This is a genomic window from Butyrivibrio sp. AE3009 (assembly GCF_000420845.1).
Classification (GTDB): domain Bacteria; phylum Bacillota; class Clostridia; order Lachnospirales; family Lachnospiraceae; genus Butyrivibrio.
This window is the reverse complement of sequence record NZ_ATVS01000017.1, coordinates 1-17,478: the sequence shown is the minus strand read 5'-3', so window position 1 is coordinate 17,478 and position 17,478 is coordinate 1. Positions and strand designations below refer to the sequence as shown.

The window sequence follows — 17,478 nt, the reverse complement described above, 5'->3', positions numbered from 1 at the left end:
CAATTCTCCTTACCATTCTCGTCTGATCTTTTCAAAATCAATAGTCTTACCGACTTTCTTCCACACAATAAACGTCAGAACTGCATTTATTGCAGCAATTATAAAGTATGTGATAAGGATCCTCACGCCATCTTCACCGGTATTAATATACGATGACCCTGAATCTCCCGTCGGAACAAACAGACCTTCTGTATAACCGGCAAAAAAATCAAACAGTCCGTGAGCCAGGCCGCAGGCCCAGATATTTCTTGTCTTCCAATACAGTATAAGGAGAGCCAGACCAAAAACGCCTGATTCCATTGTTTTGGCGACCGCCTGTCCCCATGCAACAGGCGATGAGGGATCAAATCCCAAAACATGTACAGCCCCGAATACCAGTGAGGAAACCACTGCACTCAGAACAAAGCTAATAATCGATATCATATCTTTTCTCCTTCTATTGAATCAAAAATCCAGCTCTTTTTTTCTAAAGAGCAGATATGCCAGAATAATCGAAATAACACAGATTTTTGCAATGTGCCAAAGGAGTGTAAATATTGCTGTTCCACCGGTTAGCAGCAGATCTACTTTGGCGCATTCAAGGGCATGTGAAAAAACGTGCCTGTCTATATGCCAGAATTTTATCACCGGAATCATGTTCAGACCGTTCAGCAGTGTATCCCCCGCAAAAAGAAGAAATGCATCCACTAAAGTTGCATAGGCAACATTCTTACTCCAGAAAAGAATGATCATGGATATGGTTGCATAACCCAGAATAAGAAAAGCATTGGTCAATATCGTACTATACAAGAAGCTACTCTCTGACATATTCATGTCTGCGCCCACTACCAACCCTGTTAAGGTGACAAAAAGGGTATAGATTCCATAAGAAAAAAAGGTAATGATCACGCAGTTAATGAACTTGGCGATAAGGAGTCTTTTTCTTGAAATTCCTCTTCCAATAAGGCACTGCATGGAATTAGACGAAAACTCATCGGCGTAGACGCTCACATAAATAGCAATCCCTATAAAAAGATTCATTGTATTTATAGCAGTCCCCTGATTAGAGGCAAAAGTAAGCCCGCTTACAGTACCGTCTCTTTTTGCCCCCAAGGTCCAGAAAAGCGAAATTACCAGACATATTGCAAGCACGATCCAATATGCCGGCTTTCTCAGGATTCTTTTTACATCTGCAAAAATAAGATTTTTCAAAAGTCAAACTCCTTTCTCCGGAAGAAATAGGTAGTGATCGCCAGTGCTGCCAAGAGATAGCACGCTGCCGGAAAAAGCTCCCAGGGGAAAGCTCCCATCTCTATTCCGGTATATGCCCAGTCCAAAAGACCATCAAAGGTATAGTCATATAATGACAGTGAGGAAAAAAACTCTATCATATTAAACACAAGTTTAAACACAACCGTAAATGCCACACATACGACTATACCCAGAACCGTAGAGCCCGAAATGTACATGATCATGGCTGAAAAGACAATGTATCCAAAATGTCTAAGCCACCTCAGTATGATAAAAACAACAAGGTTCTTCTGCTGCTGCGAGCTTAATATAATTGCTGATCCTCCGTTTATTACTGCAAGGGTTACCGCAATGATGACCAGGTACACGCAAAGAAGTACAATTGCCGCATCAAGAAGCTTTGCAACTATGAGCTTATCCCTTGTTATGCCATGACCAAGTACAGCCTGCATGGACTTTGAGGACAGCTCATGAGCAAAAACAGCATAGAAAGTTGGAAAAACAATAAAAAGAGCTATAGGTGCCCCGCTAAGCGACTTCTGTACACCTCTGACCAGTCCTATTGAGCCATCATTTACAACACCTTCAAGCACCATATATGAAATATAGATCAGCGCCAGCAAAAGCCCTATATAAATAAGACTCACCTGAAAGATACGCTTCAAATCCGCTCTTAACAAATTTCTCATTCTGCAGATCCTCCAATGAGTTCAAAGTAATAGTCTTCCAGAGTAACTTTCTCTTTTCCTTCTTTAAGAATGTCAATACCATTCTCTGCAAGAATTTTTTTTGCTCTTTCCAGATTTTCGGCTGAAACTGTAAGTTCCACTTCCGGACGCTTTGCAGAAAGATCCTCTTGTGTGATTTCTTTTGCTATAACACCTTCATGTACTATACCGAAACGGTCCGCAGTATTTTCCAGCTCTCCCAGAATATGACTTGAAACTATGACTGTCATGCCAAACTCATCTCTGAATCGCCTTATCATATGACGAATATCTGCTATTCCCTGAGGATCAAGACCGTTGGTCGGCTCATCCAGAATGAGAATATCCGGATTTCCAAGGATTGCATTGCCTATTCCAAGGCGCTGCTTCATTCCAAGGGAATAGCCCTTAGCTTTCTGCTTTTCCTTACCGTCTGTAAGACCAACAACCTTTAGAACACGGTCCACTTCCTCTTTTAGCGCTTTCCCCTTAAACCCCTTGGCTGCTGCGTAGTATTCGAGGTTTGCCCTGCCGGAAAGATAACCATAAAAATTGGATCCGACAAAGAAGCCTACCTTTGATCTGTTTGCAAACAGTTCTTTTCGATTCTGAGAACCGGCTATGGAGACACTACCTGAAGTGTATTCCGACAGTCCCAGGATCATCTTAAAAATAGTAGTTTTACCTGCACCGTTCTTGCCTACCAGACCGTAGATATCTCCCTTATTCACCTGCATGGTGACACCTTTAAGCACGTCATGTTTACCATAGCTTTTTATTATGTTATCAAGCCTTATTGCTGCATTTGAAGTCTCTGATCCCATAGTTTGTCTCCTTCCTAAACAGATATCACCAGACATTGACTCTTTTTTCCGGGCTCAGGTACATTGCGTCTCCCGGCTTTATACCATAGGTTTCTATGAATTCATCAAATTGCTGAAGAACAATATTTACCCTGTGGAAGGGAAGCGGATGCATGTCGCTTTTCATGGTATCAAGTTCATTTTCCTCAGTTGTCTGCTCCGCATACTGCCTTGCATAAGCTCTGAAAAACACATCATGATCAAAATCAGGCATTTCCCTTACCGCATAAAGTACTGATTTGACCCCTCCCATATCAGCAATAGCCTCATCTTTTACGGCATTTCCATTTACCTTCTGCTGTCCCGGGATTGGCCTTGCCATTGAGAAGTATCCTGCCAGCTTTGATGCCTTTTCATCCATCTTTGACCTGTCCTGCGTTGTCATCCAGTCGATGGAGTTTTTATTATCATCAAACTGGCGCCCATACAGATCAAACTTTGTTCCATTTGAATCAAATCCATGGGTTATCTCATGGCCAATCGTAGTTCCTACGATGCCTGCAAACTGCTCAAATGATGCGCCTTCTCCGAAAGCAGCATCGCACATAGCCAGATATCCCGCCATTATATAGATGCCATTTTCGTTACAATAGTACACACAGTTGACTTCAGTAGTAGTTCTGGAAGTGTCATAAATATCCCATTTAAATCTGTTCCAATTTGGATCAGCGCTTTTGACTGCCATGTGAGCTTCAAGCACCCGTCTGCCCTCAGCAGCAGCATCTACAAGATTTCCTCCTTCTTCGTAGGACTTTATGTCTGCAGCTGAATAATCAGCAACATTATCCGGCCTTATGAGGTGCACTGCCATATTTTGCAGCTTCCCCTTTGCAGCTGTCCTTGTTTCTTCTGACATCCATTCTTCTTCACCAAGTATTTGTGCATACGCCTCTATCAGTGCATTTGTAAACTCATTTATCTGAGCTGTCTTTTCGTTATCTGAATGATATTTTTCCAGATACAAAGTATCCAGCAATGGTAAATAACCACAGATTTTAATGTCATTTCTAAAAAGGACACTATTCTGGCCATCTGATATTCCCTCATAGTTCGCGCCTCCGTTCATATACAGCTTAACCATCTTTTCATATGATTCGCGGTCGAGTAGATATTTAACTGAATCAATGGTTTGTACCATGAGGAATGATTTGATATCTTCAAGGTTCTTTTTGGTATAGATCTTATGTAAGGACTTCAGATAGGAATAATCCACATAAAAACTGTCGCATTCCAAATAGCCTCTGCTATCCAATATCTGTGAGAGCGGGTAATTCCCTTGTAATGCAGTAAGACCTTTCCTGTCAGTCTGAGCCTGCGAAAACATCTCCCCAACATTGAAGTTTTCGATATTACTGTTTCTTGCAATAAAAGTTTCTATCCTGTAATTTCCTTTCAGGATAGCCTTGATCTCTTTTTCAGAAAAACCAAGTCTTCCAAAGAAATAGAAGGCCACATCATCTGTTCTTTCTTTAGCTGCCAGTGTGTTGCTTGTATATTCCACATATGAGGAAACAGACCCAAGAGAAAGCTTGGGAGCCTGAAGTTTTAACGTGCTCTTATCCGGGAACTGCATTTGTGTACTCACAGCTTCCGGGTTTAGCAGCCCCAGCCCAAAGGGATTTCTCGTAGTGCTCCCCTGGTACTGCGTAAGCTCACTTATAGAGGATATACTCTGTATATCTGAAATATACTTTTCAAGAGGCTTTACTCCGAGCTTGTTTCGCTCATCCCAATCAGAATGCAGTTTAACCAATGTTTTATATCTTTCTGCATCATCGCCTGACATAGTCTCGTCAGAAGCGATCTCCATATATCTTTCATACATCAGCTTATTTGCATCAAAAACTATACCGGTCTCTTCATATACGGGGTCCAGAACAGCAGCTGCAATATAATCTTTATTGGCAGCCGCTGCAAAATCATCCTGAAACCGTATGTTATCTTCAGGCCTGACTGTGAAGGCAACGTCAGAATCAACCCATTTTCCTCCCCCGGGAACTCCGGAAAGATCAGTACTTCTGCCTTCCTCATTCGAAAGATCAGATTCAGCTGCTTTCCCACCGTTTCCACAGCCCACAGATATAAACACCAAAATGGCTGTAAGAATCATAGCTGTAGTTTTCCTGAACACACTCCATTCTTTGTTTCTCATTAGCTATCCTTTCTCTTATCCGCCGGTATACTATTTTGACACCATTTTTTCCGGGCAATAGGAGCTTTAAAAGAACCGCCCAGGTAAATATCTGTTTTATTTCCTGCCTTTTGTGATTATTTCTCGGATTCTTTCGATACAGTTATGTTGCGAAAAGTTGCATAAATACTCTATTAAAATTATAAATAATTCTGTTTCATATAGTCTACTTATCAGAGCAAACATTTCAATTTTTTAGACAATTTTTATTGTTAATTCGTTTTGTTTTTCTTTACAGCTTCTGTAGTCACAGGCTTTTGGCGCAAAGTCGATCATTTCAATTACAAATATATGCGAATTGCGAAGCAATACACTTCCACTTTATCCTTTATTTCAGCAGAGATTTCATGTATAATTGCGGTGCTTATTTTTTGAAATTCATGTAATGAAAAAGGGAAGAAGTATGAAAAAACGAATTTTAGCTATGATTGCGGCTATTACCATAGCTGCAGGCAGTATGACCGCCGGGGGAAGGAGTTATGCTGCGGAAGAGAGCTCTTTTGAGGAAGAGATAATTATTGAAGAAAATAATATTGAAGAAGAAAGTACTGGCGACAAAGGTATTGACGACGAAAGTATTGACGACGAAAGCGTTGAGGAAGAATACGGCTCAGGTGATGAGACCGATGCTCCTGAAGAACCGTCAGATACCGCTGAACCAGAACCCTATGATGAAATTTCAGATGAATCGGAAGCTTCCGATAAGGCAACTGAGGCCGCCACGACTGATGAAGCTGATGAGGCAGATGAGGCTGACGAAAGCTACGAGGAAATTCTTGTTGAAGAGGACAATACAGAGGCTTCCGATACTGCATCTACAGATACCTCAATCGAAGAGGAGCTTCCCCCGGAAATCGAAATTTCCGAAGGAAGGCTTAATCCCACTCTATACGCAGGGGCTGTAAAGGGCCGCTGGATCAACAGGAAAGATAAATGGACCTACGAAAATGCCAGAGGAGAGGCCAGGGATGACGATGGCAAATCCCTGGATAACAACGTGGCCCATATCGGTGATAATTTCTATTATTTCAAAGACGGCTATATGTGCACCGGTTTCATTTACTTTGATGAAGAAGGAATGTTGACCACAGCCAAAAAAGCAAAGAGCGCAAGATACTGCGATCCTATGTCCGGAGTCCTTAGGACCGGCATGTTTGCTGTGGAGGGCAAAGAATACTACGCACTGTCCGACGCAAAGTTTTATGGCCTTATCAGGTGTAACATCATTTTTTTATACAACGAAAACTTATACTATGCAGATAAAACCGGCGCTGTCCTGAAGGGCAAGGGCTTTAGTCTTGATGGCAAGTCCTACTATGCCTCAGAGGAAGGACCACTTCTTTATAGCGATAGGTACCTGATCATAGACGGAAAATACTACAGGTTCAATGAGGACTATTCTATTAGCAGTGTAGAGGACGAAACGCAGATTTTCTATTACGCTGCAAAGAAGAATGGTAAGACCGAGGCAGCTCAGGCGTATCTTCTTAACAAGAATCCCAATAAGCCGGAGGAAGGCAGATGCTTCTTTGCTGATGCAGATCGTAAAAAGATGCTTACCTCCTGCTGGATATATTGTTCCAACAAGATTGAAGAAAAAAATAAAATGTACTACCTGGACAAGAACGGGGAAATGGCCACAGGCCTGACCAAAATAGGCGGCAAGTATTATCTTTTCGGGGATTCCGGTGCAAATAACAGCACTGTTTACCAGCAGTCCTATAAAGGTATTTATAGGAAGAAGGACGGAACCACATGCTTTATCCTGAACGGAGTCATGGTGACAAAGAAAGGATTTTTCTCATCCCGGCAGGGCAGCTACTACTACGTCCTGAACAAGTCGGGAGAACTGGCCCAAGGTGATGTCATCATAAAAACCAAACAATATCCCAAGGGAAAGAACTACTCTTTTGACAGTTTTAATCGCCTCAGGGTGAATGATTATGAAGTTAAACGTGTGAAGCATGTATTAAACCATAGTAATGATAAGAATCCGGAGGTCAAGGGACCTGAGGATCATTACGTTCTTTCAAATAAGACTGAAGTTGAGAAGTTCCTTACTACAGAGGAAGGTGCAGCCTACAGAAATCTTACTTTTAACTCCGACGGAACCCTTCTTAACGGCATAAAGACTGTTGACGGCAAGAAATATCTTTATTACCAGGGAGAGCCGGCCCATGTCAAATATTTGAATACCAACCACTTAAACATTACCGCTCCTTTTGTAATATTTACAGGTGGAAAAGGATATCTTGTCGGACAGGACAGCGCAGTAATGACCGGATGGTTCAGAACTCCTGCGGATAAACTTATATTAATGGACTTTGACTATGCCTATGGAATGAAAAAAGATATTTACATGTATTTTTCTCCGGAGGAGGAGTGCGCGGTGGAAGGCATTTACACAGCACCTGTTCCAAAGCTGGATAAAAACGGTACAATTGCACTTGATAGCAGCGGAAACGTCATCACCACCGGAAAAAAGGCAGAGCTTTGCTTTACTACAGCAGAAAACAGCGGGACGACAAATTATTACGGCAAACTTGTCAGAAATGATGAATATACCATCGGCAAAAAAGTATATGTTACCGACGGTGCCGGAGTGGCTAAGCTTATTCAGGATGGTCCTGTTTCCAAGGACGGAGAGATTATTTACAGAAATTCTGACGGAAGCACTTCCACCGGAAGGAAAGACAGTTATTATTACGATCCTTCCACCGGCTATCAGCTTAAAAATGTCCTTCGATGCTCCTCCAAAAAGTGGTATTTCTACGGCAAGGACGGCAAAGAGAGTACAGCTCTTACCGAAGTCACACTGGATGACGGCAAAAAAGCTTTTATCATCTATAGCAAAAACGGAAGCATTAACTCTTTTAAATATGAGAACGGCAAAAAAGTCTCCGGAAGGGCCTTCACCTATGGATCAGGCTATTACTTTATTGGTAAAAACGGCAGCCTGACCACAGGTTTAATAAAGCAGAAGCTTGTTTCACAGAATACTGATGTAACTACCTATGTGGACAGCGACGGAAGATGTTTTTACAAAAACCCTGCTTATTCAGACAGAACCTTTATGGTTAAGAGCGGCAAGAAGATATATGCGATGAAAGGCGGCGAAATTGTAAAGGATTCCTCGAAGCCTTATGGTGTAAACGATTTCTCAAGGCTTCCTAAAGCAGACAAAAAGAATATGGAGAAATACTGGGCCATGGCCTGCTATTATGCAGGAGAAGGGTTTTCCGGTAACCCTGATGACTATGAAGTGCCTGTTTATGTCAATGAGGACGGCTCTGTATCCGAAAAAATCCTCACCAAAGACGGCAGGCAGCTCCACATCAACAAGTATGGTATCTGCATGGAGGATATGTCACCCTTTAGAAGAGAGGGAAAAAACTGGTACTATACCCGAGCAACCAAGGCAGGAAGCGCAGTCATTGATGGCATTTACACTACATATGAACGTACCCCGGCTGTAGAGTGTAAAATAGCATTTTCCTGGGATAACAATATGAAAATGGGTAAGCTGGTGGACAATTCCACAGGAAAGCCTATATCCGGCTTGGTGGACTATAAGATAACCGATCCTTTAACCGGAAAAAGAATTCCTGTAATTATTGCTCTCAAGAACGGTCTGTTCGTAACCGGAAAAATCACCACTAAGGAAGGAGGCTTATCTTATCCGATATACTTTGACGCAGACACCGCCATCTTTGACTACATGGCCTATGAAGAACTCGTACGCAAATATCAGAAAAAGTACGGCAACTCATGAACATCTTCCCACTACCCGGTACATACTGTCAATATAATGCTGTATACTATTTAACACAAGGGGACTCCTCCAAGATGATTTAATCATCTTGGAGGAGTCCCTTTTCGCATATTCTTTGTTCTTATCATTACTTGTTTGTTAGAAAAGCTGTTATTTCTTCTTGGGTTGGCATTACAGAAAGTGCACCTTTTCTGGTGGTTATAATAGATGCCGCAGCGTTTGCAAACGACAGGCATTCAAATAATCCGTCTTTTGTCAGATTATCCAGTCCGTTTCTGTGGATGTAATCTATGACACAGGCACAGAAGGTATCGCCTGCTCCTGTAGTCTCTATAGTAGCAGGATTTCTGTACCCGTCTTTTTTGATCACCATATCTTTGTAAAGAGCTATACTTCCTTCAGGTCCAAGTGTGGCAAACACGATTGGAATACCAAAGTCTCTCTTTATTTTCCTTGCTCCTGCCTCTATATCCTTAAGGCCTGTAAAAAGCTCAATCTCATTATCTGAAATTTTCAGGATATCACAGTTTTCAAAGCCATATTTCATAGCATCTATTGCATCGTCTACGTTCTTCCATAAAGGTTCTCTGTAATTTGGATCAAAAGATATGACTGCTCCGCTCTCTTTAGCTATAGTAACAGCTCTGACAGTTGCCTCTTTTGCAGGTTCGTCTGTCATTGACAGTGTTCCAAGATGAAATACATCTGCATTCCTGATAAGATCAGCATTCTTCTCAACATCCTCTGCTGTCAGCATCATGTCTGCTCCGGGCTTTCTGTAAAAAGAAAAATCTCTGTCTCCATTTGGAAGCTTGTTTACAAATGCAAGGGTAGTATTTACCTCCTCGTCAAAGACAAGTCCGGTAGAGTCTATACCCTGCTTTTCAATTCTCTCTTTTAACATTCTCCCAAAAAAGTCGTTTCCAACCTTGCCGATAAAAGCTGTGCTGTTACCTAAATTCTGAAGCATTGACAGCACATTACAGGGCGCTCCGCCCGGATTAGCCTCAAATAAAGGATTTCCCTGGTTGCTGTCTCCGCTTCCTGTAAAATCAATAAGCAACTCCCCCAGCGCAACTACATCTTTTTTCATAAGTTATTTCCTCTCAATTTCATACATAGTAACATCCATAAGAAGTTCTCCAACTGCCTTAAAACTGATACCTTCAGCTCTGACATCTGTAAGGATCACCATAGACATTACCTGCTGTCCATTATTGATGAAGAGCTCCATGCTGTATCTGTCAAGAACAAGTCTAAGTGAAATCTCACCCTTATTTCCTGCAACCTTACATCTTCTCTGATGAACAATGGCTCTTCTGCTTCCTGAATGCTTTCTGTCTATCTTAACAATATTGTCAACAGGATCATATTCAATCGTTGAATAAGCCTTGCCATTATCAGCAAAACGAATTTCAAATTTTTTATATGAAAGTTCTGCCTGTGTAGATCTGACTCTTACTGTCATATCTACGCATCTGCCCTCAATACTTGAAAGTGAAGCACTATCAGAAATAAGTACATTCTGTCTGCTGATTCTTTTGCCGTAATAATTCTCTATCTCTCTGGCAGGCCACTGAATAAGTCTGTTATCCTTAATAGTTATTTCCCTTGGAATACTCATCTGGCCAAACCATGGGAAGTCATCGCGCCTGATTCCGCATGTATCCCAGTTCTGCATCCAGCCGATCATGACTCTTCGTCCATCAGGAGTCTTGATTGTCTGTGGCGCATAAAAATCAATACCATAGTCAACAGCCTGACAGTTTTCTTCGCAGAATTCTCCATTTTCATCGATACTTCCTATCACACACAAGGTTCCGTTTCCGTTGTGGAACTCAAGCTCTTCAGGGAGCATATCCTGAGGGCTTGTGAGAAGGACCTGCTTGCCATCGTGGTTAAAGTAATCAGGGCACTCCCACATTACACCGAATCTGTGGTTGTTCCTGATAACAGTCTTATCGTAGGACCAGTTAATACCGTCATCACTTACAAACTGTAATATCTGTCCATCGATATCCTCAGTTTTATTGCCAACTACTATGTAATATTTGCCATTTTCACGCCATACCTTAGGGTCTCTGAAGTCATATTTGCCGGCGCCCTCAGGAAGCATAGTACTGTCAATTACAGGATTATTGGCATACTTCTCATAATCCTTGCCGTCACCAAAAGCAACACACTGGGTCTGAACCTCTCTGATGTTGCCATCTTCATCTTCCATTTTCTGAACTCCTGTGTACACCAGAAGTTGTCTGCCATCTTCCATTTCAATGGCACTACCTGAAAAGCAACCGTTCTTGTCATATTCCATATCAGGAGCTATAGCAGCAGGATAATACTCCCATGTGATCAGATCCTTACTAACCGCATGTCCCCAGTGCATAGGTCCCCATACTGTCTCATATGGATAATACTGATAAAAGAGATGGTATTCACCCTTATAAAGGCTAAAACCGTTAGGATCATTCATCCATCCACATCTTGGTGTCAGATGAAAAAGAGGCCTCATTTCAGGGGCAATCATCTTTTCCTTTTTCTCTTCATATTCACGTGCTTTGTTTAACTTATCACTCATTTCTATCCTCACTTACCGTAAATCATTACATTTTCTGCCAAAGCATCTGTAAGCTCAATTTTCCAATCCGCTCCCACAGCTGCATAAATTCTGTTTGACAGAGCTTTTATTCCATCTGCATAAATAACTACAATATCTTTTTCAACCACAACATCTATATGATAAATACTTATCTCCCATTTGGAAGACATCCGGGCATTCCATAAAATACAGATCCCGACTGGTATAGAAATCTCCCTTAAAAGTCCAGTTCTCTAAATCCTGTGACTCGTAATATACTATAGCGCTCTCGTTTTCTTTTCTTGCTCCCACAAGCATCAGATATCCATCATCGGTTCTGTAAACCTGCGGATCACGAAAATCGTTTGTACTATACCCTTTTGGTGCATGAATTATATTGTCATAGTCTTTGGTAAAGCTTTTGTTATCTTTACTTGTAGCATGTAACACACATTCTTTATCCAGTCCATATGTGTCGTAGTAATCATTATGTCCTGTGTAGAAACAGTGATAGTTTCCCTGTTCATCCCTGATAAAAGAACCGGTTCCTACTGCAAGATCCTGTATTTCTGAATCCTCTGCAAAAGGAAGAACTTCTCCTTTATCCTCAAAGCTTAAAAAATCCTTGGTATAAAAACGATGAATGGGATGATAGCCCACACCGTTATGATCTGTTTCATATAAATAATTCAGGCATACTCCATTTTCTTCTGAAAGAGCCATTACATCTCCAACATAACTGTCCTCAGCCCTTGGAAAAAGAGTATCTGCATTTTGGCTATCAGCACATCCTGTGAGCATACATGCAAGAAGTGCTGCAATTATGGCAACTTTTCTTTTCATTTTTTAAAAAAGGGAGGAGAAAATCTCCTCCCTGCCTTTCCGGTTATATGAATTAATCATAGAACTGATCAAAATACTTCTGGTAGATAGAGAGATACTCATCAAGGCCATATGCATTAACCTGCTTGAGATACTCATCCCACTCAGCATCTGTAAGACCGTTCATAACGAAGTTACTTCTGCTGGAGTTGATATAGCTGATAAGATCTGTCTGGATAGTTGTAAGAGCCTCTGTATCCTCAGCTGTCATAAATACGTTAGGATATACATACTTGCAGTTCATATCGTTTGTATAGTACTCCTTGATCCAGTCAAGACGATACTGCGCATCATCAGGGCATGTAACATATACGCCGTAGTACTCATCAAGGATTGCAAGAGGACCACCAACACACTCAGCCTCACGAACTTCAACAGGAGAAGCATCGCCAAGAGGTGCATGCTTAAGCATCTTGTCGCCGTTTGCATTTGTTGAAAGCTCGAAGATATCAAACTCATCATCCTCGCCATATGTTCCCCAGTTGTTCTGTGGTGACTGGAATGGATCATACATCTTATCAAGCCAAGCACATACGAATGCAGGGTTCTCACACTTAGAAGTTACAACGCATCTGCCACGGTCAAAACCTGATGTGAAAGAGCTGTTCATAGGAGTTACATTCTTAACATCAGCCTTAAGAGCTGCAAGTGGAACGAAATCTTCAAGGTTATCAATGTTAGCTACGTCCCATGTAAAGCAAACACCATATCTGTGTGACTTACCCTTAGCTACATAAGTTGACCAGTCCTGTGTGAAGCACTCAGGATCGATAAGTCCCTCTTCATAGAGCTTATGAAGCCACTGCATACCTGACTTGAAACCTTCCTGTGTTGCTGTGCAGATAACCTTCTTGTCATCTGTAACTGCAATGTGCTGTCCGATATCATTGTCACCGTAACCTTCGCCAAAGCCGTTAATAAGAAGGCTTGGATCCTGATCGTTCATGATGCATGACATAGGAATGATGTCACCCTCAATACCAAACTCAGCCTGAAGCTCTGAAGCATGCTCCTTGAATGCCTTAAGTACTTCTTCGAATTCATCAACTGTTGTAGGTGTCTGAAGTCCGAGGAAATCAAGCCATTTCTTGTTGATGTAAGTGAAGTTATTACCTACTGTCTGGATAGCTGTCTTGTTAGAACCAAGCTGCTCAATCCATGGAAGTGCCCAGATGTGTCCCTCGGAGTCCTCACACATTGTGCGGTACTCTGGATACTTATCAAATACTGCCTTAAGGTTAGGCATGTTGTTGTCAATGTACTCTTCTACAGGAAGGATAACTCCCTGATCAGCATATCTGATAAGGTCTGAGTTACTAAAGCCTGCATTAAATACAAAATCTGTAAGTGTGTTCTTGTTAGCCATGTTGAGCTTGATCTTGTCGCCCCACTGATCACTTGAAATAGCTGTCCAGTCAACATGTACGTTTGTCTCTTCCTCAAGTCTCTTGAAGATTGTTCTGTTGTTAGGCTCTGACTCAGTTCCTGACGGATAGCTGATTGTACCTGTGATAGTAACCTTGTTTTCCATCGGAAAGCTGATATCATCCGCTGAAACTGATGCTGCCCCACTGCTTGAAGCACCTTTTCCGCAACCTGTCAGAACACTGGCTGACATTGCAAGAACAAGTGCTGCTGAAAATAGCTTTGTTGTCGTCTTTTTCATTTTTCCTCTCCTTATAAAAATTCTTTATTATCTCCTGTTGCCAGGGGAAGTTCTGATTGTTTAAACCTCTCAGCCTTTAACTGAACCAACCATGATTCCTGAATCAAAATACTTCTGGAAGAATGGATACATTACTATAAGCGGTAAGCTTGAAATAATGATGGTTGCATATTTAAGAAGTTCTGCAAGCTGTGCTCTCTGAGCTGTACTCTGCATATCTGCTATCATTCCCGGATCTGGTTCATTCTGGATGAGAATAGCCCTAAGCACCAACTGAAGAGGCTGCTTATCTGCTGAATTCAGATAGATCATTGCATCAAAGTAGCTGTTCCACATTCCTACAAACTGCCACAATATCAGCACTGCTATAAGTGGTGTGCACACAGGAAGAAGTATTCTGAAGAAGAACACCAATTCATTAGCTCCGTCCACATCAGCAGCTTCTCTAAGTTCGCTTGGAATACCTTTGTAGTAAGTTCTTGCGATGATCATGTTCCATACGCTAAATGATCCCGGAAGAATTACAGCCCACATGGTATCAAGAAGTCCCATGTTACTGATAAGAAGGTATGTAGGAATCAGTCCTCCGCCAAAGAACATTGTGATAATAAAGATTGCGTTAAAAAACTTCTTGCCTTTAAAATCATCTCTTGACATTGGATACGCACACAAAAGTGTTATGAATACAGAAATAACCGCAAATAATACGGAATATATAATTGCATTTCTAAATCCAATCCATATCTGAGAATTGGTCATAACTCTCTCATAAGCTGTAAGAGTCCATTTGCTGAAATCAAATACTATTCCCTTGTTCTGAAGTGTTATAGGATCCATGAAGGAAGCTACAATAATATAAACTACAGGGCCTATGATAGCCATTACAAAGGCTGCAAGGAGAATATCACCAACCAAAAGAAATGCTTTATCTCCAATGGAAGCTCTGGCAAATTCGCTTTTTTTAATATTTACTGTCTGTTGCATTTCGCTCCCCCCTTATAGTCCCTGACCGTCGTTAAGCTTCTCAACAACCTTATTAACCACTATGAGAAGAATTACATTTACGATCGTATTAAATAATCCAACCGCTGTTGAATAACTGTAATCACCATTCAAAAGACCTTTTTTGTAAACATAAGTAGCTATGATCTCAGATGAAGCAAGGTTCATATCTGACTGAAGTGCATAGGCCTTTTCAAAGCCGATACTCATAATGTTTCCTGCCTGAAGGATGAATTGGATAACTACCATATCCTTGATAGCCGGCCACTCTACTGCCTTGATCTGTTGCCAGATATTGGCTCCATCAATCTGAGCTGCCTCTTTGAGTTCCTTGCTGGCATTTGAAAGAGCTGCTGTGTACATGATCGATGCCCAGCCGGCGCCCTGCCAGATACCACTTATGATGTAGATTGGTCTGAATGCTGCAGGGATTGTCAAAAAGTTGATGTTCGTTCCCAAAAGCATATTGAATGGTCCTGTAACCGATAAAAGAATCCTGACCATACCACAGAGGACTATGACAGATATGAAGTTAGGCATATACAGAACAAGCTGTATCTTCTGCTTGATCCTGCTACTGGCAATCCTGTTAAGTAGAAGCGCCAGTATTATCGGCATTGGAAATCCCCATAACAGACCAAAAATACTCAGTTTAAGTGTATTTGCAAGATATTGCATAAAATCGGGTGATGATAAGAACTGTTCGAAATACTTAAGTCCTACCCATTCACTCCCCAATATTCCTTTAAATGGGTTGTATTTCTGGAAAGCAATCAGAATGCCTCCCATCGGAATGTACCTGAACACTATTGTCAGTAACAGTGCTGGCCCGAGAAAGAACACATATAGTTGCCAATGCTGTTTAACATATATCAGGGTGTTATGCATCGAATTATCTTTTACCTTTGTGTTCATGTAGCCCCTCCCAAGTTTTACATTTGCATAATTTTCATTTGCATATGTAAAATATAGCACCCATATTTTCAGCTGTCAACATAATTATTTTACATTTGCACAATTAATATTTACATTTGACACTTTAATTTTTACATTTTATAATGATATAGGTGTCAAAAAGTCATAAATACCTACTATCTGGGGCACACCCATCTTTTGACACATTAATCTTTTATTTAGAAAGTGGAGACTACATTATGCCAGCAAAAGTCACCTTACAGGATATAGCAGATGCTCTTGGAGTATCCAGAAATACCGTATCCAAGGCTATAAATAACACCGGAGTTTTAGCCGAAGCTACCAGACAGAAAGTTTTAGAGAAGGCTATCGAAATGGGATACAAGCAATTTTCTTATGCCAATTCCATTTCAGACATTACAAATCCTTTCAGTTCCCAGCCCAAGGCTTCAGGAGAGATTGCTCTCTTTTCAGGCAGTTTCCTTAATAATTCTCACTTTGCTTCTACCATGCTGGATAAATTTCAATATGAAATTTCTCTGCTTGGCTATAGCCTGACAATGCACCGGGTTGATCATCAGAATATAGAGTCAAGAACTCTTCCTCTCTCATACAGACCGGATAACACCAAGGCTATTGTATGCATCGAAATGTTTGATCACTCCTATTGTGAAATGTTGTGCAGCCTTGGATTACCTGTTCTCATGATAGATGCTCCCGTTGCAAGCTACTGGAGACCATTAAACGCAGATGTTCTGCTCATGGATAATTTTTCCAATATATATACAGTCGTTAATGACATGAGCAAAAAGGGAATTACCAAGATAGGATTTGTAGGCCAGGTCACACATTGCCGTTCTTTCTACGAGCGATTCATAGCCTTTAGGGAGGCAATGTATATCAATAATCTGAACTTTGACGAAAAATATTGTCTTACAGAGGTTCATCCTCACGGATTAGAATATAGAGAATACTTATTCGAAGCTCTTACGAAGATTCAAGAAATGCCCGAACTCTTTATCTGTGCCAACGATTTTGTAGCTCTCGATCTGATATCCGGCCTCAAGAGAATGGGAATAGAATGTCCACGTGATATCAAGATATTCGGTTTTGATGATTCCCCCGAGTCCAAGATCATGTCTCCTTCTCTCTCAACCAGCCACATACACAGCCAGATAATCGGTTATTCAGCTGCCAACCTTGTAATCTCAAGGATTGAGCAGCCTGATCTCAATTACAGGATAACCTATACAGAGACTGATCTTATTTACAGAGAATCAACACAGATGTAATAAAATGGTACAAAGAGTCGCCGTTTACCTGCTGCGTACGATAGAAAGCTCAGGGCTACTGTATGCTGCATACGAACCACTCATGAAACTTGCTTCTAATATGCATTTCACAGTCTAAGCCGAATAGATTATGGCTGCTTCGTTGCATAAGTGCATATGAAGAGTGTCAAATGTAAGACGTTTAGTATGCATGAAGTTGTTGCTAATAGTCTTGAGAAAGATGAAAAAGCATACGAAAGAGAATGATAATGAAGCTTTCATATGCACAAGAATGCAAAATGGTATAGATATTAGGGATTATACTCATCTAAAGGCATATTAAGAACCTCTATTTGATTACTTTCGTATGTCTTGAGCACAAATTAGATATAATAATTTCT

The 17,478-nt window shown here is 41.1% G+C and carries 14 protein-coding genes; 2 read left to right on the top strand and 12 right to left on the bottom strand.

Annotation, left to right across the window (positions count from 1 at the left end):
* Nucleotides 1–9: 9 nt before the first annotated feature.
* Genes G588_RS0110305 through G588_RS0110285 form a run of 5 tightly spaced genes read right to left on the bottom strand, consistent with a single transcriptional unit; the run spans nucleotide 10 to nucleotide 4,952 of the window.
* Entirely contained in the window at nucleotides 10–423 is a 414-nt protein-coding gene (locus G588_RS0110305; RefSeq protein ID WP_022778658.1) for a CPBP family intramembrane glutamic endopeptidase, read from the bottom strand.
* 21 nt (nucleotides 424–444) lie between these two features.
* The gene (locus G588_RS0110300) at nucleotides 445–1,191 is read right to left on the bottom strand and encodes an ABC transporter permease (RefSeq protein ID WP_022778657.1); all 747 of its coding nucleotides are present in this window, start codon (nucleotides 1,189–1,191) and stop codon (nucleotides 445–447) included.
* A complete protein-coding gene (locus G588_RS0110295) occupies nucleotides 1,188–1,919 on the bottom strand; it encodes a hypothetical protein (RefSeq protein ID WP_022778656.1) in 732 nt (243 codons plus the stop codon). The genes G588_RS0110300 and G588_RS0110295 overlap by 4 nt, the downstream gene beginning before the upstream one ends.
* On the bottom strand, nucleotides 1,916–2,761 hold the full coding sequence (locus G588_RS19865) for an ABC transporter ATP-binding protein (RefSeq protein WP_022778655.1): 846 nt from the start codon (nucleotides 2,759–2,761) through the stop codon (nucleotides 1,916–1,918). Before G588_RS19865 ends, G588_RS0110295 begins: the two co-directional genes overlap by 4 nt.
* Nucleotides 2,762–2,786: 25 nt before the next feature.
* Complete coding sequence (locus tag G588_RS0110285; protein ID WP_022778654.1) at nucleotides 2,787–4,952, bottom strand: M13 family metallopeptidase; 2,166 nt, start codon at nucleotides 4,950–4,952, stop codon at nucleotides 2,787–2,789.
* Nucleotides 4,953–5,394: 442 nt separating this feature from the next.
* On the opposite strand from G588_RS0110285, the gene G588_RS0110280 reads away from it, so the two are divergent.
* A complete protein-coding gene (locus G588_RS0110280) occupies nucleotides 5,395–8,763 on the top strand; it encodes a hypothetical protein (RefSeq protein ID WP_155830781.1) in 3,369 nt (1,122 codons plus the stop codon).
* 127 nt (nucleotides 8,764–8,890) lie between these two features.
* On the opposite strand, the gene G588_RS0110275 is transcribed toward G588_RS0110280, so the two are convergent.
* From G588_RS0110275 to G588_RS0110245, 7 genes are all read right to left on the bottom strand, one after another.
* On the bottom strand, nucleotides 8,891–9,856 hold the full coding sequence (locus tag G588_RS0110275; protein ID WP_022778652.1) for a carbohydrate kinase family protein: 966 nt from the start codon (nucleotides 9,854–9,856) through the stop codon (nucleotides 8,891–8,893).
* A 3-nt stretch (nucleotides 9,857–9,859) separates the two neighbouring features.
* Nucleotides 9,860–11,341: a glycoside hydrolase family 32 protein gene (locus G588_RS0110270; protein WP_022778651.1), complete on the bottom strand. Its 1,482-nt coding sequence runs from the start codon at nucleotides 11,339–11,341 to the stop codon at nucleotides 9,860–9,862.
* Between the two features lie 8 nt (nucleotides 11,342–11,349).
* Entirely contained in the window at nucleotides 11,350–11,490 is a 141-nt protein-coding gene (locus G588_RS22495; RefSeq protein WP_022778650.1) for a hypothetical protein, read from the bottom strand.
* The gene (locus tag G588_RS19860; protein ID WP_022778649.1) at nucleotides 11,483–12,184 is read right to left on the bottom strand and encodes a hypothetical protein; all 702 of its coding nucleotides are present in this window, start codon (nucleotides 12,182–12,184) and stop codon (nucleotides 11,483–11,485) included. The genes G588_RS22495 and G588_RS19860 overlap by 8 nt, the downstream gene beginning before the upstream one ends.
* A gap of 52 nt (nucleotides 12,185–12,236) precedes the next feature.
* Complete coding sequence (locus tag G588_RS0110255) at nucleotides 12,237–13,889, bottom strand: ABC transporter substrate-binding protein (protein ID WP_022778648.1); 1,653 nt, start codon at nucleotides 13,887–13,889, stop codon at nucleotides 12,237–12,239.
* Nucleotides 13,890–13,958: 69 nt separating this feature from the next.
* The gene (locus tag G588_RS0110250; protein WP_022778647.1) at nucleotides 13,959–14,873 is read right to left on the bottom strand and encodes a carbohydrate ABC transporter permease; all 915 of its coding nucleotides are present in this window, start codon (nucleotides 14,871–14,873) and stop codon (nucleotides 13,959–13,961) included.
* A 12-nt stretch (nucleotides 14,874–14,885) separates the two neighbouring features.
* Nucleotides 14,886–15,806, bottom strand: a complete 921-nt coding sequence (locus tag G588_RS0110245; RefSeq protein WP_022778646.1) for an ABC transporter permease — start codon at nucleotides 15,804–15,806, stop codon at nucleotides 14,886–14,888.
* Between the two features lie 239 nt (nucleotides 15,807–16,045).
* Between G588_RS0110245 and G588_RS0110240 the strand changes: the two genes are divergently transcribed.
* A complete protein-coding gene (locus G588_RS0110240; RefSeq protein WP_022778645.1) occupies nucleotides 16,046–17,098 on the top strand; it encodes a LacI family DNA-binding transcriptional regulator in 1,053 nt (350 codons plus the stop codon).
* Nucleotides 17,099–17,478 lie beyond the last annotated feature (380 nt).